Origin of the sequence: Streptomyces sp. NPDC093109 (genome assembly GCF_040701725.1) — a bacterium.
In the GTDB taxonomy this organism is placed as follows: domain Bacteria; phylum Actinomycetota; class Actinomycetes; order Streptomycetales; family Streptomycetaceae; genus Streptomyces.
The window spans coordinates 116,617-136,711 of sequence record NZ_JBFBEZ010000004.1 but is presented as its reverse complement, the minus strand read 5'-3'; the positions used below and the strand labels follow the sequence as shown (position 1 = coordinate 136,711).

General features: G+C 70.8%; 18 protein-coding genes. 10 read left to right on the top strand and 8 right to left on the bottom strand.

The annotated features are described in order from the left end of the window. Positions 1-40 precede the first annotated feature (40 nt). From AB0389_RS06460 to AB0389_RS06425, 8 genes are all read left to right on the top strand, one after another. Positions 41-385: a winged helix-turn-helix domain-containing protein gene (locus AB0389_RS06460; protein WP_366394190.1), complete on the top strand. Its 345-nt coding sequence runs from the start codon at positions 41-43 to the stop codon at positions 383-385. Further along, positions 382-618 (top strand): hypothetical protein, encoded by a 237-nt coding sequence (locus AB0389_RS06455; RefSeq protein ID WP_366394189.1) that lies wholly within the window; start codon positions 382-384, stop codon positions 616-618. The genes AB0389_RS06460 and AB0389_RS06455 overlap by 4 nt, the downstream gene beginning before the upstream one ends. Next, positions 615-1,343 (top strand): sensor domain-containing protein, encoded by a 729-nt coding sequence (locus tag AB0389_RS06450; RefSeq protein WP_366394188.1) that lies wholly within the window; start codon positions 615-617, stop codon positions 1,341-1,343. Before AB0389_RS06455 ends, AB0389_RS06450 begins: the two co-directional genes overlap by 4 nt. After that, positions 1,340-2,131 (top strand): ABC transporter ATP-binding protein, encoded by a 792-nt coding sequence (locus AB0389_RS06445; protein WP_366394187.1) that lies wholly within the window; start codon positions 1,340-1,342, stop codon positions 2,129-2,131. Before AB0389_RS06450 ends, AB0389_RS06445 begins: the two co-directional genes overlap by 4 nt. Then, positions 2,131-4,671: an FtsX-like permease family protein gene (locus tag AB0389_RS06440; protein WP_366394186.1), complete on the top strand. Its 2,541-nt coding sequence runs from the start codon at positions 2,131-2,133 to the stop codon at positions 4,669-4,671. Before AB0389_RS06445 ends, AB0389_RS06440 begins: the two co-directional genes overlap by 1 nt. A 309-nt stretch (positions 4,672-4,980) precedes the next feature. Then, the gene (locus AB0389_RS06435; RefSeq protein WP_366394301.1) at positions 4,981-5,124 is read left to right on the top strand and encodes a hypothetical protein; all 144 of its coding nucleotides are present in this window, start codon (positions 4,981-4,983) and stop codon (positions 5,122-5,124) included. Between the two features lie 267 nt (positions 5,125-5,391). After that, positions 5,392-5,880, top strand: a complete 489-nt coding sequence (locus AB0389_RS06430; RefSeq protein ID WP_366394185.1) for a DUF4430 domain-containing protein — start codon at positions 5,392-5,394, stop codon at positions 5,878-5,880. A 409-nt stretch (positions 5,881-6,289) separates the two neighbouring features. Next, a complete protein-coding gene (locus AB0389_RS06425) occupies positions 6,290-7,018 on the top strand; it encodes a DJ-1/PfpI family protein (RefSeq protein WP_366394184.1) in 729 nt (242 codons plus the stop codon). Positions 7,019-7,629: 611 nt separating this feature from the next. Here AB0389_RS06425 and AB0389_RS06420 read toward each other — a convergent pair. After that, on the bottom strand, positions 7,630-8,205 hold the full coding sequence (locus AB0389_RS06420; RefSeq protein WP_366394183.1) for a helix-turn-helix domain-containing protein: 576 nt from the start codon (positions 8,203-8,205) through the stop codon (positions 7,630-7,632). Positions 8,206-8,286: 81 nt separating this feature from the next. Here AB0389_RS06420 and AB0389_RS06415 point away from each other — a divergent pair, with 81 nt between their 5' ends. Next, on the top strand, positions 8,287-9,054 hold the full coding sequence (locus tag AB0389_RS06415; protein WP_366394182.1) for an SDR family NAD(P)-dependent oxidoreductase: 768 nt from the start codon (positions 8,287-8,289) through the stop codon (positions 9,052-9,054). Between the two features lie 22 nt (positions 9,055-9,076). Here the strand turns inward: AB0389_RS06415 and AB0389_RS06410 are convergent, their stop codons facing one another. Continuing rightward, positions 9,077-10,468, bottom strand: coding sequence for a HAMP domain-containing sensor histidine kinase (locus AB0389_RS06410; protein WP_366394181.1), 1,392 nt, complete (start codon positions 10,466-10,468; stop codon positions 9,077-9,079). Then, on the bottom strand, positions 10,462-11,169 hold the full coding sequence (locus AB0389_RS06405; RefSeq protein ID WP_366394180.1) for a response regulator transcription factor: 708 nt from the start codon (positions 11,167-11,169) through the stop codon (positions 10,462-10,464). Before AB0389_RS06405 ends, AB0389_RS06410 begins: the two co-directional genes overlap by 7 nt. 218 nt (positions 11,170-11,387) lie before the next feature. Here AB0389_RS06405 and AB0389_RS06400 point away from each other — a divergent pair, with 218 nt between their 5' ends. Then, positions 11,388-13,619 (top strand): MMPL family transporter, encoded by a 2,232-nt coding sequence (locus AB0389_RS06400; protein ID WP_366394179.1) that lies wholly within the window; start codon positions 11,388-11,390, stop codon positions 13,617-13,619. 59 nt (positions 13,620-13,678) lie between these two features. On the opposite strand, the gene AB0389_RS06395 is transcribed toward AB0389_RS06400, so the two are convergent. Genes AB0389_RS06395 through AB0389_RS06375 form a run of 5 tightly spaced genes read right to left on the bottom strand, consistent with a single transcriptional unit; the run spans position 13,679 to position 20,070 of the window. Beyond that, the gene (locus AB0389_RS06395) at positions 13,679-15,046 is read right to left on the bottom strand and encodes an alpha/beta hydrolase domain-containing protein (RefSeq protein ID WP_366394178.1); all 1,368 of its coding nucleotides are present in this window, start codon (positions 15,044-15,046) and stop codon (positions 13,679-13,681) included. A gap of 19 nt (positions 15,047-15,065) precedes the next feature. Beyond that, positions 15,066-16,817, bottom strand: a complete 1,752-nt coding sequence (locus AB0389_RS06390; RefSeq protein ID WP_366394177.1) for a CocE/NonD family hydrolase — start codon at positions 16,815-16,817, stop codon at positions 15,066-15,068. A gap of 58 nt (positions 16,818-16,875) precedes the next feature. After that, complete coding sequence (locus AB0389_RS06385; protein WP_366394176.1) at positions 16,876-17,625, bottom strand: SDR family NAD(P)-dependent oxidoreductase; 750 nt, start codon at positions 17,623-17,625, stop codon at positions 16,876-16,878. Between the two features lie 4 nt (positions 17,626-17,629). Continuing rightward, entirely contained in the window at positions 17,630-18,388 is a 759-nt protein-coding gene (locus tag AB0389_RS06380) for an enoyl-CoA hydratase/isomerase family protein (RefSeq protein WP_366394175.1), read from the bottom strand. Then, entirely contained in the window at positions 18,385-20,070 is a 1,686-nt protein-coding gene (locus tag AB0389_RS06375) for an AMP-binding protein (RefSeq protein WP_366394174.1), read from the bottom strand. Before AB0389_RS06375 ends, AB0389_RS06380 begins: the two co-directional genes overlap by 4 nt. Positions 20,071-20,095 lie beyond the last annotated feature (25 nt).

Below are 20,095 nucleotides of genomic sequence, written 5' to 3'. Positions count from 1 at the left end.
GTTTTGTATTACAGGTGAAAGTCAGAGGGGGTGTTCTGTGGTGGCGGCCGATGAACTCCTCGCGCTTCTGGCCGCGATGGGGCACACCCAACGGCTGCGGATCATCCGCGAGCTGGCGAGCGGACGCGTGCATGTGAGTGAGCTGGCACGCCGCCTGGGTCTGTCCAGACCGCTGCTCTACATGCATCTGCAACGGCTGGAGGCGGCCGGCCTGGTTGTGGGCCTGCTGGAGCTGTCGCCGGGCGGCAAGGCGCTGAAGTACTTCGAACTTCAGCCCTTCGACGTCCATGTGACGGTCAATACCGTGCTCGAGGCCTTCCGTGAGGACGAGGCCAGGGCTGTGACCGCGGTCGATGCCGCGGAAGAGAAGGGAACCCCCACATGACAGGCGGCATCGTCGCCATCCTGATCACCTTCATCGTTGTCGGAGGCGTATCGGGATCCACCATGGCCTACTTCACACTTCAGCGACACCGGGCCGACGCCGTCGCCATGGCGGGCTTCCGCAAGCTCGCCGAGGAGGCCGTCGCCGAACAGGAGGCACTGCGCACGGAACTCTCCGACCTCAACGGACGCATCGCCGAGGTCGAGAGCCTGCTGAGGAGTGTGGACACGTGACCGCCGGACCGCGGCAGGTACGTTCCGGGCCGTTGCCCGCCCCCCTGGAGCTGCTGCGCTCGTCGCGTCCGTGGACGTCCACCGTCTACCTGGCCAGCTATCTGCTGATCGGCCCGCTCCTGTTCGCCTTCACCACGGCGGTCGTGGTGGTGTGTTTCGCCCTGAGTCTCCTGGTGTTCGGGGTGCCCCTGCTCATCGGCTCGGCGGCGGTGGTGCGCGGCTGTGCGCACATCGAGCGCGCGCGCACCGGGCTGATCGCCGAAGCGGTGAAGGCCGATCACCGGCGTGTGACCGAGCCCGGCATCCTCAACGCCGTGACCACACGGTGGACGGATCCCGCGGTACTCCGTGACCTGGCCTACCTCACCGTCCTGTTCGTACCGCTCCTGCTGCTCGACGCCCTGGCGCTCGGACTGTGGCTGACCAACCTCGCGGTGGTCCTGGTACCCGCCTGGTACTGGGCCGTGCCCGAGGGCGGCGCTCTTGGCTTCATCGGAGTGGACGACCTGCCGACCGCGCTGGTGGCCACCGTCGTGGCCTGCGCGCTGGTACCGCTGTCGTGCTACGCGGTGGCCGGTGCGGCACGTCTTCACAGCACCGTGGCCCGCACGGTGCTCGGCCGCCCGGCCGACCCGCTGGCCGAAGCGCGCCGTGTCCTGGCGAGCCCCGGTCCACTCAGCCGCTCCGGATCGGACCGGAACGCCACCACGCAAGGGGAGTTATGAGTACGTCACCTTCCGCGGCCCGCACCGACGAGGTCGTGCGGCTCACCGGGGTCAGCCGGACCTATGGGACCGAGCGCACCCTCGTACGCGCCCTCGACGACATCACCATTGGCTTCCGGCGCGGCACGTTCACCGCCGTCATGGGGCCGTCCGGCTCGGGGAAGACCACGCTGTTGCAGTGCGCGGCGGGACTGGACCGGCCCACCGCCGGCTCCGTACAGATCGACGGACAGGAGCTGACACGGCTGGGGGAGAAGGAGCTGACCCTGCTCCGCAGGGACCGCATCGGTTTCGTCTTCCAGGCGTTCAACCTGCTGCCCGCTCTCACCGTCGCCGACAATGTGGCCCTGCCGCTGCGGCTGGCCGGCCGTAAGCCGGAGCGCGGTGCCGTAGGGCATGCCCTGGAGCGTGTGGGTCTCGCCGACCGAGCCGCGCACCGCCCCGGCGAACTCTCCGGAGGCCAGCAGCAGCGGGTCGCCATCGCCCGCGCGCTGATCGCCCGGCCCGCCGTTCTCTTCGGGGACGAGCCGACCGGCGCACTCGATACCCGTTCGGCGCTGCAGGTGCTGCGGCTGCTGCGGGACGCCGTGCACCACGAGGGGCAGACCGCCGTGGTGGTCACCCACGACCCCGTGGCCGCCTCGCACGCCGACCGGACCGTCTTCCTGGCAGACCGCGGCGTCGTCGACGAGTTGTACGGCGCGTCCGCCGACACCATCGCGGAGCGCATGACGCACCTCGGCGCCTGGGGAGACCGCTTCTCCGACGTGGTGGAAGGAGCCGTGTGATGTTCGGCCTGGCCCTGCAGTCGCTGAAGTTCCGGAAGGGTCGATTCCTGGCCTCCTTCGTGGCCCTGTTCTTCGGCGCGCTCATCGTGATGGCCTGCGGCGCGCTCATGGAGACCGGCATCCGCAGCCCGGTGCCGCCGCAGCGTCTCGCCGCCGCCCCGGTCGTGGTCACGGGAGACCAGTCCTTCGACCATGACGTGCTCCCCGAACGTGTCCGTCTCGATCTCTCGGACGTCGAGACGGTACGTGGCGTGGAGGGCGTCGAACGGGCGCTGCCCGACGTCACGTTCCCTGTCAGCGCGCTGCGCGACGGCCCGGACTCCGGCGGCGACGCGCTGCGGGGACACGGCTGGTCCAGTGCCGTACTCGCCGCGGCCGGACCCGCTTCGGGGCGCGAGCCCGCGGGCGCCGGCCAGGTCGCTCTCGACCGGCGGGCCGCGCAGCGACTGGGCGTCACTCGGGGGGACCGGCTGCGGCTCGCCGTCGCCGGCGGCTCCCGCGAGGTCGTGGTCAGCGGCATCACCGAGCCGGTCGAAGGAGCCGCGAGTGCGGTGTACTTCACCGACGACGAGGCCCGGAGGCTGATGGGCCGGCCGGACCAAGTCGACTCCGTCGCCGTCGTGCCCGCCCCGGGCACGAGTCCCGCCGCGCTCGCGGAACGGATCGCCAAGGCACTCGAGAACCGTCGCGTGGTCGTACTGACGGGGGACGCCCGGGGCAAGGCCGAGTTCCCCCAGGCACTCGCGGCTTCGACGCGGCTGATCTCGCTGTCGGCGGTGTTCGGCGGCATCGCCGTCATGGTCACGGTCTTTGTCGTCGGCTCGACCCTGGCACTGTTGGTGCAGCAGCGCCTGCGCGAGATGGCGCTGCTGCGCGCCGTGGGCACCCTGCCCGGACAACTACGCCGGATGATCGTCGGCGAGACGCTGGTGATCGCTGTCGTCGCGGTGACCCTGGCTCTGTTCCCGGGCCGCTACCTCGGCGGCTGGATGCTCGACCGGCTGGCGGGGGGCGGTGTGGTCGCTCCGGAGATCGCCTTCCGGGCGGGCTGGATCCCCATGATCGTCGCAGCCGGAACAGCGCTGGCCGTCTCGGTCGCCGCCGCCTTCATCGCCTCGCGGCGGGCCGCGAAGGCCCGGCCGGCCGACGCGCTGGCCGAGTCCGGTCTGCAGCGCCGCTGGCTGAGCGGGAGCAGACTTGTCTTCGCGTTGCTGTGCTTTGCGGGCGGGGTCGCCCTCGCCCTGGTCACCGCTCTGGTGATGGAGGGCACGGTGGCCGCCAGTACGGCCGGTCCCGCCGCGCTGCTCTGGGCGGGCGGGATCGCTCTCATCAGCCCGGGGCTCACCCGGGTGTTCACCGCGGTCCTGGGCCGCCCGCTGCAGGCGGTCACCGGGTTCGCGGGCAGTCTCGCCATGAACAACTCAAGGGTCCGGCGGATCCGGGTCGCCGGAGCCGTCACGCCCGTCATGCTGGCCACCGGACTCGCCACCGCCCTGATCTACATGCAGACCTCGCTGGCCGTGGCCTCGGAGGAGGCCGCACGCGAACTCGTTGCCGCGGACGCCGTGGTCACGTCGACCACCGGCGGCTTCGCACCGGAACTGGTGGACACGATCGCCCGGCAGCCGGGGGTGGGGGGAGCGTCCGCCTACCTTCCCGGCACCGCGTACATCCTCGAACCGCTCAGCGCGGAGGACCGGGCCGAGGGCGAGGACCCCGACAACACCGAGCTCTCGGTGCAGGGCATCAGCGCCGAAGGGGCGGGCCGTGTCCTCGCGGCTCCGGCGGCCGAGGGGTCCTTCACCCGGCTGAAGGGCGACTCCGTCGCGTTGCCGACCTCCCTGACCGGTGAGAAGGGCAAGGGCATTGGGGACACGGTCACCCTGCTACTGGGGGACGGCGCACAGGTGCGGGCGGAGGTCGTGGCGTCCTACGAGGCGCGCAAGGGGTTCGGAACGGCGTTCCTGCCCGCCGAGCTGATGCTCGCGCACTCCACCACGGGGCTGGTGCCGGAGATCCTCGTCTCCGGGGACGACGGCACTTCCACGGAGCAGACCGTCTCCCAGGTACGGAAAGTGATGGCGGATCAGGCAGGCGCGCGGATCGTGGGCAGGGCCGCCGCGGACGCTGCGGTCGCCGCGGACGACGGGGCGACGAGTGCCTGGATCAACTACCTGCTCGCCGGCACCATCGTCGGCTACGCGGTGATCTCGCTGGTCAACACCCTGGTGATCTCGGCTTCCGAACGGCGCAGGGAGTTCGCCCTCCAGCGGCTGGTGGGTGCCACGAACGGCCAGATCATGCGCATGATGGCTGTCGAGTCCGTGCTGGTCGCCCTGGTGGGTATCGTGCTCGGAAGCGCCGTCGCCGCGGCGACACTGGCACCCTTCGGGATCGCGCTGGGCGGTTCGGCGATGCCCCGGGGCCCGGCCTGGATCTACTTCGTCGTCATCGGTCTCGCGGGGCTGCTGACCCTCACCGCGAGCCTTCTGCCCACCTCGATGGTGCTGCGCGGAAGGCCGGCGGTGGCGGTGATCTGATCTGACCTGACCTGACCTGACCTGACCTGACCTGCCGTCGAGCGTGGGCCGGCGCAGACCGAACTCCCCGATCTCGATGCCCGCGTCTCTGAGGGCAGCGGCAGCCGCCGCCACTCCCTCCATTCCCTCGACGATCTGTACGGCCGCGGCGCCCCGCTCCCCGTCGGTCCGGGGCGCGCCGGCCATGACCGGCGCGAGGGCCGAGAGAGCCGCCGGCGGCTGGGCGCGGTCGAGAACAGTGAGGTGCGGCTGGGTGCGGCCCGACTTGTTCTTGCGCTCCTCCACGGTGCCTTCCGCGATCACCCGGCCGTGGTCGATGACGACGATCCGATCGGCGAGCTGGTCGGCCTCCGCTACGAGACGGCGTGCGATCCCCGCCTCAACCACACCCGGTCGCTGGACCCGGCGTTCCTGCTCGCGGAGATGTACCGGGGCCGGACACCCCGCGCGTGATGTGTGCCGTGGTGTCGCGGGCGATATCCCGACGCACGTTTCGACGCACGCGGCGCAGGCACTGCCCCTCTGTCGGCAGTGCCTCAACACCCTTTAGGATTCGGGGACGTCGGCGCGTGTGCGGCTCTTCGGGCCGTGAGTCGGGCAGCACGGCACGTGCTGAGAACCGCTTCCCACTGTTGTGGTCCGCGGCGCGAAGCCGAGAACCCCGCGCGGGTTGTCCGTCGGCGACGGGTGGTGGGCCATCCCTCTCAGGAAGGCTCAGCCTTGCACCGCACACACGCACGACGCTCCGTCATTGTCGCGACCGCCCTCGGCCTTGCCCTCGCCTCCGCCCCGGCCGTCTCCCATGCCCGGAGCGCCGAAGGCACGAACACCCCCATCAACGTGAGCCTTACCGTCCAGGGCCCGGACGGACTTCTTTTCCAGGGGAAGATCAAGACCCGGGGACACGAGGTCACCACCGCCGGCGGCGGTACACACAGATGCGACGGCACCAACGGCGGCGCCCATCCCACGGCCGTCCCCACGCCGACAGCCGCCCTCGACGATGCCGCCCGCAAGCGGCACTTCACGTGGGACGGCACCTGGTACGCGTCCTTCGACGACTTCCTGGTCGAGAGCGTCAAGGACGTCGGCGGCGGGGGCGTCGCCTACTGGAACATCTCCGTCAACGGTACGTCCACGCCCGTCGGCGGCTGCCAGTTCAAGCTGACCGCCGGCGACAAGGTGACGTTCGCCTGGACGGCTTTCTGACCCCGCGCCCCGCGCCCCGCGCCCCGCGCCCGCGCACTCGCACTCAACGGCTGGGCACGCCCGGGAACGGGCGTGCCTCGTACGTCGTCACCGCGGCCCCGGCCTCTGCGCCGCCGGCCGCGGTGATGTGCTCGGGCACCCGGTGCCCGGTGGGCCACGTCTTTCGCCACGTATCAACTGAGGTTGAGAACAGTCCACGGTCACGAGCGTCATCAACAACGCCGCGGGAACTCACCCGGCACGGGAATCGACTACTGCTTCGCCGGCATGAGCCGAACACATGCGGAACCGGAAGTCGCCCGCGGCGGCCGGTCACAGTGAGCCCGTTCGGTTGCCCTGGTGCTGTTTCGAATGCACATGCCACGTCACTGCCCGGTCGGACGCTCGACAGACACAGGAGACACCAGTCATGGAACGCAGACGATTTCTTCACGGAACGACAGCGGCGGGCGCGGCGGTCGTGGCCGGTGGCGCGCTGACCGCCACAGCTGTCAGCGGCGGTCCGGCCTCGGCCGCACCACGGCGTACCGCCCCGCTGCGCGTCGACATCGTGATGTTCGACGGGGTCGAGGACCTCGATTGCGTCGCTCCTTACACCGTCTTCGTGTACGGCCGGGAAAGGGTAAAGGTCCGCTACGTCACCATGGGACGCCCCGGACTGATCCGTTCCGCACACGGCGTCGGCTTCCAGGTCGAGCACCGGTGGTCCCCGGAGAAGGCGGACGTGATCGTGGTGCCGGGAGGGGGATACCTACGCTCGGAAGAGGCCGGCGTCTGGGCGGAGATCAGGCGCGGTGTCCTGCCGCGGGCGCTCGCCGACGCGTCCCGGGAGGGGCTGACGATCAGTTCGGTCTGTACGGGGGCGGTACTGCTGTCCGCGGCGGGCCTGACCAAGGGGCGTCCCTGCACTACTCATCAGCTGGCCAAGGCGGAACTCGCGGCGCAGGGCGGCCTCGTCAAGAATGCCCGCGTCGTCGATGACGGAGACCTCGTCACCGCCGGAGGCGTCTCCTCGGGGCTGGAGTTGGGCCTGTGGCTGTTCAAGCGCGAAATCGGCTCGGATGCCGTGCTGGAGGTGGAAGAGATACTGGAGTACGAGCCACGCGGGACCGTCTGGACAGCGCATTCATCATCCTAGGCACCCTGCCGGACCGCTCCCCCGGTGAGCGGTCCGGCAAGCCGGCCCCGCCCCGCATCCGGACGGTCGGCGAGCTGGTGACCGAACGCGCACGGCAGGGCAGGCCCGATCGACAAGGAGGTGCGCCAGGCCGTTCGCCGTAAGACACTCGCGCCGCGGAACCGCCGACTCGGCCTGAGCGTCAGAAGGCTGTGACTCGGAGAATTGGGCCCATACTCGCCGCTGCCGCGCTGGGTTCCGCGGTACTTACGAGCTGCGGAACGGTCGGTGAGGAGGGAAGGGCTGTGCGGGCGACGCCGTCCGGTCGGACGATTCCCTTCGAGCTCTATACGCATTGCGGAATCGATGAGGCCCTTGTCGGCTCGACATACTTCGAAGCGAGTACTCCGCTCTCCGACGGTTCGGGGAACCCGCCCGAGGGATGGGGCAACCCCACCCAGTGGGGCACGATGACCTTGAAGTCCGAGAGTGAAGCCGTCTTCACCGATGACGCCGGACACGAGGTCCACTTCCGCGCCCGGCCGGGCGCGAACACCCCCAAGCAGGTCTGCGCGTAGCGCCGGCCGAGTCGTCGTGGGGCCTGCGGCCGTCCCTCGGCCGTGGTTGCCCCTTCAGCCGTGGTGCCCCTGGTCCGTGAAGAGGGCACGGTGGAGCATCGCGCGGATGCGGTCGTTCAGCTCCTCGCGGTGGACGACGTCGTTGTCCGCCATGGCTCCGGCCGCCATGGGGAACGTCAGCATCAGGTCCTCGATCTCGACGTCCGGGCGGACGAGCCCGGTGGTGAGGCCGCGTTCGAAGTGGGGGCGGAACGCGGCGACGGTTCTGGTGGAGAGGCGGGTCAGCCAGGAGACGTCCGCGCCGGACAGGATGTGGGCGAGGGTCCGGTTGTCGCGCTGCATGTCGAGGACGAAGTCGAGGAGGCGTACGACGGCGTCCGGGCGGTCGCCCAGTTCCGCGGCGTGCTCCTCGATGCGTACGACGTTGTCGTCGTAGACCGTCGCGGCGAGTTCCTGGCGGGTGGCGAAGTTGCGGTAGATCGTGGTCCGGCTGACCTCGGCGGCGCGGGCGATCTCCTCGAAGGCGACGTCGGGGCCCTGTTCGGCGAACGCCTTGCGGGCGGCTGCCAGGAGCCGCTCCCGGTTGGCGGCGGCGTCTCGCCGTTGTGTGCGCTGCGTCTCTTCTGGCATGCGTCGCAGACTACTGGTCATTATCCGTACACCCCTGTACGTTTCTTGGAAACGTGGCATCGGGTGTGAAGGAGATCGCTGATGGAAGGCCTCAACAACAAGGTCGTCGTGCTCGCGGGCGCGGGTGGGCTCGCCACCGCGACGGCGAAGTTTCTGGGCGCGGGCGGCGCCACGATCGTGGTGAGCGACGTCGTGGAGGCCTCGGCGGAGGCCACGCTGCGGGCGGCCAGGGACGCCGGGGGAGACGGTGTCGCAATGGTGGTCGACATCTCGGACGAGGCGCAGGTCAAGAGCCAGATCGACCGGGCGGTGAAGGAGTACGGGCGGATCGACGGACTCTTCAACGTGGCCGCCAACATCCACCCCGACGAGGTCGCCAAGGACACGCACGCCGTCGACATCGACCTCGCGGCCTGGCAGCGCACGATCGACGTCAATCTGACGGGCTACCTGCTGACCCTCAAGCACGCCCTGCCCCACATGATCGCGAGCGGCGGCGGATCCGTGGTGAACACCCTCTCCGGCGCGGTCTACGCCGGCATGGCGGACAAGGTCGCGTACTCGGTGACGAAGGCCGGTATCGGCGCGCTGACCAGGCATGTCGCGCGCAAGTACGGCAAGGACGGCATCCGTGCCAACGGCATCGCGCCCGGCCTGGTGATGACGGAGGCGACGAAGCTGAATCTGCCCGAGGACTTCCGCGACATGATCCTCACGGGGACGCCCGCGGCACGCCACGGAGAGCCCCGGGACATCGGCGCCACCGTCGCGTTCCTGCTCTCCGACCTCTCGGAGTGGACCACCGGCCAGATCCTGTGCGTCGACGGCGGCACCACCATGCGCGTCTAGGGTCTTCGGACGCCGGGGCCGGTCACAGCGCGGGAAGCGTCATCTCGACCCGCGTACCGCCGGACTCGGGGCTCTCGACGCGTACGGTGCCGCCGTGCAGGTCCGCGACGGCCGCGACGATCGAGAGGCCGAGGCCGCTGCCGCCCCGGGCGCGGCTTCTGCTTCTGTCGGCGCGGTAGAAGCGGTCGAAGACATGGGGGAGCGCCTCGGCCGGGATGCCCGGTCCCTCGTCGGCGACGCTCAGCGTGGCGTGGCCGCCGGACACCGACAGCTTCACCGCGCAGGCCGCGTCCGGTGGTGTGTGCATGCGTACGTTCGCCAGTACGTTGGCGACGACTCCGCGCAGCTGGGCCTCGTCCCCGCGTACCGTCACGTCCGGAGCCACGGCGACCGTCCAGGGGCGGGCCGGTTCCACGGCCGCCGCGTCGCGGCAGGACTCCGTGACGATCCGGCCGAGGTCGACGGGTTCGAGGTCGTCCGGGTCCTCCTCGTCGAAGCGGGCCAGCATCAGGAGCGACTCCACCAGGCGCGTCATCCGGTGCACCTCGGCCAGCATCCGCTCCATGGCCTCGTCGACAGCCCGGGTGTCCGGCAGGGCGCCGCGCTGGTACAGCTCGCCGTAACCGCGGATCGACTGCAGCGGGGTGCGCAGTTCGTGCGAGGCGTCCGCGACGAACTGGCGCAGCCGTTCCTCCGAGGCGTCGCGCGCGCCGAGGGCGGCGTGGATCTGGTCCAGCATCCGGTTGAGGGCGTCGGAGAGCCGCCCCACCTCGGTCTTCGGGGCGATACGGGCGTCGACCAGGCGCGGCGCGAAGTCGCCGGCGGCGATACGGTCGGCGGTGTGCGCGGCATGCTCCAGCGGGCGCAGTGAGCGCCGTACGACCAGGACGCCCAGCACCGCCAGTGCGACATCGGCGAGCAGTTGCAGGGCGATGAACAGGCGTACGGCGCTGCTGACCGCGGCCTCGGTCGCGGCCGTGTCGACCGCGGCCACCGCGGTCCGGCCGTCGGTGAGCCGGGCGGTGGCGAGCCGGTACTTCGCGGAACTCGCCGGATCGTCCGCCGGTACGGTCACGGCGGTGCCCGCCGGAGGCGCCGGGTCCGGATAGCGCGGGCCGGGGCCATGAGGGCGCTGGTCGCCGCTGAGGAGGGCGACGTACAGATCGCCGCCGAACTTGATCCACCCGTAGTCGGTGGGGTTCTTGCCCACGATCCCGATGTCGGAGGTGCTCGCGGTCGCCATGCCCGCGGTCGTCGTGGCCAGCCGGTGGTCGAGTTCCTTGTACAGCGAGGACCGCAGCACGGAGAACGTCACGAGGCTCGTGACCGTCAGCACGCTGTTGAGCAGCACGATGAGCAGAAGGCTGAGCCGGGTGCGCAGCGGCCGGTTCCGCCACCAGCGCCGGGTCAGCACTCCGTGGCCCGGATGCTGTAGCCGACACCGCGGTGTGTGTGGATCAGCCGCTCGCCGTGGCTGTCGACCTTGCGGCGCAGATAGCTGATGTAGGTGGCCACCACGGTGTCGTCACCGTTGAAGTCGTACGACCACACGTGCTCAAGAAGCCGGGCCCGGGTGATCACCCGGCCCTGGTGCAGCATCAGATACCGCAGCAGCCGGAACTCCGTGGGGGACAGCTCGACGAGGGCGCCGGCCCTGCGCACCTCGTGGGTCAGGGTGTTGAGGGTGAGGTCCGCGACCTCGACCGTGGGGTCGCTCGGGCGCTGCTCCCGGGTGCGGCGCAGTACGGCGCCGACGCGGGCGGCGACCTCGTCGAGGCCGAAGGGCTTGGTGATGTAGTCGTCCCCGCCCGCCGTGAGGCCCCGTACGAGGTCCTTGCGCGTGTCGCGGGCGGTGAGGAAGACGACGGCGATCGGCAGACCGTCGGCGCGCAGCCGGTTCAGCACCTCGAAACCGTCGCTGTCCGGCAGCATGATGTCGAGCAGGACCAGGTCGGGCAGGCACTCCCGCGCCAGGGCCAGCGCCTCGCGGCCGGTGGTGGCGGTGTGCACCTCGTACCCGAGGAAGCGCAGGAACCGGGTGACGGTGTCCAGGATCGCCGGTTCGTCGTCGACCACCAGCAGCCGGCCCCGCGCCCGCGGCTCCTCGTCGTTCATCGGTGCGACCTCTCCCTGCGTGCGGTACGTGATCAAGAGTGCCCCACGCTCCCGGCACCTTCCATGGGAGTTCCGTGTGAGAAGCGCCCCGGACGGGGCCGAACGGCGCTCACGGGCCGGGACGGCTCATAGCGTCGCCGGTGCCGGGCCCCGCGGCTCTCCACCTTTTCCGTGTGCCGGGCCCTCCTGTTCCGCGCGTCCACTCCCAGGGAGTTCTCTTGTCCACGTTCCTGTACCGCCTGGGGAGGTTCTCCTACCGGCGCAAATGGACGGTGATCATAGGCTGGCTCGTCGTGCTGTGCGCCCTCGGTGCGGCGGCGGCCACCCTGATGAAGCCGTTCACCTCCACGACGAGCATTCCGGGCACCGAGGCCCAGCGCGCCTCCGACGTCCTCGGCAAGGAGTTCCCGTCGGGCAGTGACGGCATCACCGGGCAGATCGTCTTCCGCGCCCCGAGCGGCGGTACGGTGACGGCCGGCCCGGCGGCCGACGCGATCCGCACGGCCACCGACCGGATCGCGAAGACCCCCGGCGTGGAGTCCGTGACCGCCCCCTCGGCCGCGGCGGGGAACGTCTCCCGCGACGGCCGCACCGGCATCGGCGAGGTCACCTTCACATCCGTGAAGGCGGACGGCATCAGCGCGGCGTCGATCGAGGAGATCGAGTCGGCGGCGGAGCAGGCACGCTCCGGCGGGCTGACGGTGGCCCTCGGCGGCCGGGCGTTCGACCCCGTGGAGTCGGGCGGCGGCGGAGGCGCCGGTGAAGCGGCCGGCATGCTGATCACCCTGATCGTCCTGATCCTGGTGTTCCGCTCGCTGCGCGCCGCCGTCGTCCCGCTCGCCATGGCCGTGGTGGGGGTGGGGCTGGGCGTCCTGTCCCTGCTGGCGCTCACCAGCGTCGTCGAGATGGACAGCACCGCGCTGATGCTCGCCGTGATGCTGGGCCTGGCCGTCGGCGTGGACTACGCGCTGTTCATCGTCTCCCGGCACCAGACGCAGGTCAGGGACGGTATGGACCCGGAGGAGTCCGCCGGGCTCGCCGTGGGCACCGCCGGCTCGGCCGTCCTGTTCGCCGGCGCGACGGTGGTCATCGCACTCGCAGCCCTCACCGTCGTACGGATCCCCTTCCTCGCCGTCATGGGACTCGGCGCCGCCCTCACCGTCGTCATCGCGGTGCTGCTGGCGCTCACCCTGCTGCCCGCCGTACTGGGCCTGGTCGGCACGCGCATCGCCACCAGCCGTGTCCCGGCGCTGCGCCGGTCCGCGCGGCGCTCGCTGGACAAGCAGCGGTCCGGCGCGGTCGGCGCCGGCGTGCGCTGGGCGCGGCTGATGGACCGGCGCCGCTGGACCGTCCTGCTGCTTGGCCTGGTCGGCCTCGGCGTGCTGGCCGTGCCGGCCGCCGATCTGCGGCTCGGGCTCTCGCTGGCCAGCACCAACCCGGAGGCTGTCCGCGCGCAGAAGATGACCGACGACGCGTTCGGCCCCGGCTACAGCGGCACACTGGTCATCCTGGTCAAGGGTGACGGGGCCGAGGCGACCGGGACGGCCGCCAAGGAGATCGCGCGGGCCGCGGCCGGTCTGCCGGACGTCGCCGCGGTGGCGCCCGCCAGGCTCAGCGCCACCGGGAACGCGGCCATGGTCGGCGTCGTACCGAAGAGCGGTCCCCAGGACGAGCGCACCGAGCAGCTGCTGCGCGACATCCGGGCCGCCCGTGACGGCATCGAGAAGTCCACGGACACCGAGATCAACGTCACCGGCAACACCGCCGTCAGCATCGACGTCGCCGCCAAGCTCACCGAGGCGCTGCCCGTCTACTGCCTGGTGGTCATGGGCCTCGCCGTCCTCCTGCTGACCCTGGTGTTCCGCTCGATCGCCGTGCCGCTGAAGGCCGCGCTGGGCTTCCTGCTGTCGCTCGGCGGCTCGCTGGGTGTCCTGGTCGCCGTGTTGCAGTGGGGCTGGTTCTCCTCCGTGCTGGGCACCCAGGCCGCCCCGACCGTGATCAGCTTCCTGCCGATCCTGCTCATCGGCATCCTCTTCGGACTCGCCATGGACTACGAGGTGTTCCTCGTCTCCCGGATGCGCGAGGAGTACGCGCGCGGCAAGAGCCCGACCTCGGCCATGGTGGACGGCTTCGGGCACGGCTCGAAGGTCGTCACCGCCGCCGCGGTCATCATGGTCAGCGTCTTCGGGTCCTTCGTCTTCGCCGACATGCAGATCACCAAGGGCATGGGGCTGGCCCTGGCGGTCGGCGTCCTGCTCGACGCGTTCGTCGTCCGGATGTGTCTGGTGCCGGCCGCGATGTCCGTCATGCAGCACGCGGCCTGGTGGCTGCCGCGGTTCCTGCACCGGGTGCTGCCCCATGTCGACGTCGAGGGAGAGCAACTGACCCACAGGCAGGCGCCCGGGGCGGAGGCCGGCCAGGAGGACAGGGACCTGCTCGCCTCCCGGTAGCGGGGGGAGGATATGGCGCGGCGGGTACGGGGGATGCCTCCCTGTACCCGCCGCCGCCGTTACGGGATCTCCAACTCCCGTGCTTCGCGCCGCAGATCCTCGGCGTCATCCGCCAGCAGCCATCCCTCGGCGATGAGTTGGTCCAGACGCGCCTCGAAACGCTGGAGGTAGCCGGCCGAGTCCCCGTACAGCTTCCGCAGCGTCGCCGCGTCGAACGGCTCGTCGCTGCCGACCGTCAGATGGCTGGATGTGCCGTCCGGACGGGTCGGGTTGGGCAGGTAGGTGGAGTGCGGTACGTCCAGCTGGGCGGTGCGCACGCCGCCCCGGGTGTTGCCGTGCTCGTCCTTGGCGAAGCGGCCGTCGGGGCCCACCTCCAGGCGGCCGGCCCGGGGCGGCACCGTACCGTTCGCCACCCACTCGACCAGGTGGTGCAGGCCCATGCTGAACAGCTCGAAGTGCGGCAGGCTGTTCATCCTCGGCCCGAACGAGACGTTGTCGTTCGCGTAGTTGGCCTTCCACAGCGACGCGTCGCTGTACGGCGCCTGCCGGGTGCCCATGTGGGGGACACCGGCGAGTTCGTAGAGGCGGAACCGGTCGCCGGGCCCGTCGCTGTCCTCGCGACGGTAACCACGCCCCTCGTAACCGGGGACGAACGAGTAGTCGGGGACGGAGACGTCCCCGTCGCTCATGACCTGTACGACCGGTACGTCCACGTCGTGGAAGGGGCCGAGCGGGAAGCCCGAGGGGAAGAAGCCGTCGTAGACGGGCGAGCCGTCGGGCAGGCGCCGCACGGCGTGGGTGTCACCGATGTAGGCGGTGGTGACATAACCGGTCTGCGAGTGCCCGGCGAGGACGATCCGGTCCACCGCCGTCCCCGCTCCCTCGGACGTTCCCGCGAACGGCCCGTCCGGCGAGCGGAGCGCCGCGCCGACCTGGGCGAGGATCGCGCTCGTGGCCCGGTTGCGGCGCACCAGCTCGGCGAAGAACGTCTTTGACCGCTCCCGGTTCCCGAGGTTCGCGTTCAGGTCGAAGTCCGCGCTGTCGGGCCCCTCGATGCGCAGCGACCCGTAGCGCTCCGGACCGGACGCCTTCACATGCAGGTCGAGAGTGGTCTTCTGCGCGGTGATCTCCACCCACGCGTGCCCCGACCGCAGGATGTAGGGCGCGGTGTAGATCCAGATCGGCGCGATCCCGTGGACGTGCAGCGGTTCGGCGATCACGGTGCCGCTGAAACGCGCCGGGTCCCGGGGGCGCCGTACGAGCACCGTCGTCGCGTAGGCGTGGCCGTCCTCCTCGCCGGTGGCGATCCACTCCTCCTCGACGTAGCCGTACGGGTCGAGGGCGGGGACATGGGTGGCGTAGGGAGAGAACGGCGGCGCGTCGCCGTCCGGCGATCGGCGCAGTGTGGCGGGAACCACGGCTTCCATGGTGCTCCTTGACGGTTCGTCAGCGAGGGATGATCGGGAGGATCAGGCAGGAGGGGCGCGGTTCGTCGTGGTAGACGCGCTGGACCGCGGGGACCGTCTTGTCGGTGGTGGCGTGGGTGATGCGCTCCCCCGTGTTCGGGTTCAGGTCGAAGGTGGGGAACTCGCTGGAGGAGATGTCGAGCCGGATGCTGTGTCCGGCCTTGAAGACGGTGCTCGTCGACCAGAGGCTGATCTCGTAGCGGTACGGGGTCCCCGGTGTCCGGGGCTCCGTCACACCGTGGCCCGTGCGGACGATGCCCTGGCAGACGGGGACGGCGCTGCCGTCGGGGAAGACGTCGATCAGCTTCGCGGTGAAGTCGGTGTTCTCCACGGACGACGACGCCCACAGCTCCAGCTTCACCGGACCCGTGACCTCGACCTCGGTCTCCAGCGGGGGAGTCGTGTAGACGAGCACATCGGGCCTGGCGGCCACCGCGTCGAGGTCGACGGGGTCGTTGTACGTCGCGCCCGTCCTGAGCGAGCCGGGCACGGGGTCGCTCGGGTCGTACACGTACTGGTCGGGCTCCTCGTCGCCCGGTGCCCGGGTCGACAGGCTTCGTGTGCCGTCGGTGTGGAGGTAGTACGGGGTCCACAACGTCCGGGCCAGGGGCCACTCCCGTTCCTCGCGCCAGACGTTGTCTCCCATCACGTACAGCCGGACCGGCGGCTCCTCCCGCTGGTAGTCCGGGAGTTCACCCTTGAGGTGGTGGGCGAAGAACCGCATGACCGGGGCGTCGGGGCCGAAGTCGACGAACATTCCGGCGTTCTGGTCGGCGTCGGGCCGGATCTGCATGCAGTTGTGGTTCCAGGGCCCGACGACCAGGCGCTGTGTCTCGCGGGTCCGCTCGGTGGCGCCGTGGTGGGACAGGGTGGTGTAGGCGTCCAGGTTGCCCTTGGCGAAGAAGTCGTACCAGCCGGCCAGATGGAAGACCGGCAGGTCGATGTCGTCGGCGTGGGCGGCGGCGCTGATCCGCTGCCAGTACGGGTCGCCGCCGTCGTCGTGGTCGCAGTGGTCGCGGAACCACGGTGCCAGCTCCCGCAGTTGATCCACGTCCCGCAGCGGGCGGTGGCCGAGCATGCCGAGGGTGTCCGCCGTCTCCAGCCGCATCAGCTCGGTGCGCATCGCCGGATCGCCCAGGCCCCGCTCGTCCATGAGCCGGCCGCCGGCGGCGAAGCCGGGCAGCGGCGACGGTATGCCCCGGCGATCGGCCTCCTCCGTGGTCATGAGCCCGCTCCAGCTCAGCGTGAGACCGAGGTGCAGCACACCGGGCGCGTAGTACCAGGTGCTGTCGCTCCAGTCCCAGCCGCAGGTGAACGGCGCGAGCGCGGTCAGGTGGGGCGGCCTGGCGATGGCGGCGGCCCACTGCGAGAAACCGCTGTAGGACATGCCCCACATGCCGACCTTGCCGGTCGACCAGGGCTGGGCCGCCGCCCACTCGACGGCGTCGTAACCGTCCTCCACATCCGGTACCAGGGGATAGAACTCGCCCTCGGAGCCGAACCGGCCCCGGCAGCTCTGCACGATGACGGCATAGCCCTGCCGGGCGATGATCTGCGCGAACATCGCCGAGATGCCGTCGCGTGGGGTGTACGGGTAGCGCTGGAGCAGCACCGGGTACGGGCCGGGTCCGGCCGGTCGGAAGATGTCCGTGCGCAGGCGGACGCCGTCGCGCATCGGGACCATCACATCGTTCTCGACGACGAGTTCGGCAGTGTCGGTCACATCGGCCATGTCTCTCTGCCCTTTCCCATTGATTCGGTTCGTGGTGTGCGGTCGGTCGTGTGCGCGCTCAGCGCAGGGCGCTGCCGATGCTGATCCCGCCGTCCACATCGAGGACCACGCCCGTGACGTACCGGGCGGCCTCCGAGCAGAGATAGGCGGCGGCCTCGGCGATGTCCGCGGGGTCGCCGATGTGCCCCATGGGCACCCGGGAGGCGAGCTTGGCGCGGGCGGCGTCGTTCATCGAGGCCAGCATCGGTGTGCTGATGAGGCCGGGGGCGATCGCGTTGGACGTCACGCCGTGGGACGCGCCCTCCAGGGCGATCGTGCGGGCCATGCCCACCACACCGGCCTTCGCGGCGGCGTAGTTGACCTGCCCGAAGTTGCCGCGCCAGGACATGGAGGAGAAGGACAGGATCCGGCCGTAGCCCCGCTCCTTCATGTGTGGGAAGACCGCCCGGCAGCAGTGGAACATGCCCCGCAGGCTGACATCGACGACGGCGTCCCACTCGTCGTCGGTCATCCGCTCCAGACGGTTGTCCCGGATCACCCCGGCGTTGTTGACGAGGACGTCGGCGCGGCCGAAGGCGTCCACCGTGCCGGCCACCCACGCGTCGACCTGCCGGGCGTCGGCCACGTTCACCACCGAGGTGCGCGCGTCGGCGCCGCCGCACTCCTCGGCGGTCTCCTTCACCGAGGCCCCGTTGACGTCGCACAACGCCAACCGGGCTCCCTCCGAGGCGAATCGCAGGGCCATGGCACGGCCCAGGCCCTGCCCGGCCCCCGTGATCAGAACAACTCGGTCCGTATAACGCTGCACGGTGCTACCTCACGGCTCGCTGGTCGAAGAATCGGTTGAGTTCGGCGGCGATGTCCCGCTCCCGCCAGTGCGCGGCGAACACGTCCAGCTCCCGCGCCAGGGCCTGAGGGACGCCGGGGTCGGCGAGCAGCTGCTTCATCCACGCCTGGCCGGGCGGCAGTCCGGTGAAGGACCGCGCCACGGCCGTGACGGCCGCCTCGAACTCCTCGGCGTCGGCGACGGCCTGGACGAAGCCGCTGGGTACGAAGTGTTCCGCGGGCAGCAGTTCGCCGGTGAGCATCAGGCGCCTGGCCAGTGGTTCGCCCACCTTGCGGGGCAGCCGTACGCTCGATCCGGCGCCGGGCAGCAGCCCGTTGCGGATGTGGCCGTCACCGATGAGGGTGCCGGTACGGGCCACGACCGCGTCGCAGGCGAGCGCCAGCTCCAGCCCCCCGGCGACCACATGGCCGTGCACGGCGGCGATGACGGGCTTGGGCGCCGTCTCCAGCCGGGTGAAGCACTCCGAGACCAGGCCGAGGAACGCCAGTGGATCCCCGCCCGTGCGGGCCAGTTCCAGCAGATGGCGCAGATCGGCTCCGGCGCAGAAGCTCGGCCCGTTGCCGGCGATCACCACGGCCTCGGTGTCCGGGTCGCGCATCGCGTCCGTGACGGCGGCGTCCAGGGACGTGATCAGGTCCGGGTTGATCGAGTTCCGGCTCCCGGGCCGGTTGAGCCGGATCCGGCGGACGGCGCCGGACTGCTCGGTGAGTACCGCTGTGGTCACGCGTGGGCCCCCGGGTCGGTCGCGCGCCGCCGGCGCAGGACGAATCGCTGGATCTTTCCGCTGGGTGTCTTCGGCAGGTGGTCGGTGAAGTGCACCGTGCGGGGGTAGGCATGGGCGGCGAACCGCTTCTTCACCAACTGCTGGAGTTCGACGGCCAGTTGGTCGGACGCCTCGGCTCTGTCCCGGAGGACGACGTAGGCCTCGAGAACCTCGCCGCGTACCTCGTCGGGGGCGGCGACGACCGCGCACTCGACCACCGCGGGGTGGGTGACCAGGACGGACTCGACATCGAAGGGGCCGATGCGGTAGCCGGCCATGATGATCACGTCGTCGTCCCGTGACGAGAAGTGGAAGTACCCCTCCTCGTCCACCCGGCCGACATCACCGGTGTAGTACCAGCGGCCGTCGGGGCTGAACTTCTCCGCGCTCTTCGCCGGGTCGCCCTCGTACCCGCGGAACCAGGCCAGCGGACTCGCCGCGAGATCGGCGGCGATCCGGCCGACCGTGCCGGCCGGCGCGATCTCGTCGCGGTCCTCGTACAGCACGTGCAGGCTCCACCCGGGCATCGGATGCCCCATGGACCCCGGCCGCACCGGGCGCCGCAGTGCGGGCAGCTGGTGGTTGTTGACCAGCATGCCCGCCTCGGTCTGCCCGTAGTGGTCGTGCACCTGGATGCCGAACGCCTCCCCGGCCCAGGCGTTGACCTCGGGCGTCAGCGGCTCGCCCGCGCTGGACGCGTGGCGCAGCGCGAGACCGTCGGGCACCGGGACGCCGGAGGCGCGCAGTGAGCGGTAGACGGTGGGCGCGGCGGTGAAGACGGTGACGTCGAATGCGTCCATCACCCGCCAGGTGAGCTCGGCGGAGAACCCGGAGTGCAGCAGCAGGCTGGGCACCCCCAGGCTCAGCGAGGCGATCACACCGAAGTAGAGCCCGTACGCCCAGCCGGGGTCGGCGGCGTTCCAGAAGACGTCGTTCTCCGTCACACCGCAGCCGTATTCGGCGTAGAGGCGGAAGCCCGCGATCGCCGAGGCGGGGACGGAGACGCCCTTGGGGCGGCCCGTCGTGCCGGACGTGAAGATGTGTACGAGCGGCGCGTCCCCGCCCAGCGCGGCGGCGGGACACCCGGGCTCGTGGGCGTCGAGCAGTGCGCGGAAGGAGAGATCGCCGGACCGGCCGGCACCGTCGCCCGGCCGGCCGGCGCCACCGCTGACGACGACCTGCCACGCCGCGTCGGCCGGGATGTCCTCGCCCGGTTCGAGCTTCGCGCGCTGTGTCTCGTCGCAGATGACGACCTTGGCGTCGCTCGCCAGCAGCCGCAGGGCGATCGCCGGGGGCGCGAAGGCGGTGAAGAGCGGCACCGTCACCGCGCCGAGCCGCCAGGTCGCGAGCAGTGCGACGAGGTAGTCGACGCTCTTGCCCATCAGCGTCGCCACCCGGTCGCCCGGTCCGACGCCGAGTGCGGCCAGGGCGGCGGCGAACCGCTCGGAGTCCGTCCGCAGCCGGCCGTAGGTGAGCACGGTGGCCGACAGATCGGGCTCGACGACGGTGTAGGCGACCGCGTCGGCCGGATAACGGTCGCAGAGCAGATGGGCGACGCTCGCGTGCGGTGCGCTGTAGAGGGTGACCAGCTCGTGGACCCGGTCGAGCGGGTCGGCGGCAGAGCGGGGACCTGAGAGGGCCATCGTTTGCCTCATAACGGAACGACGA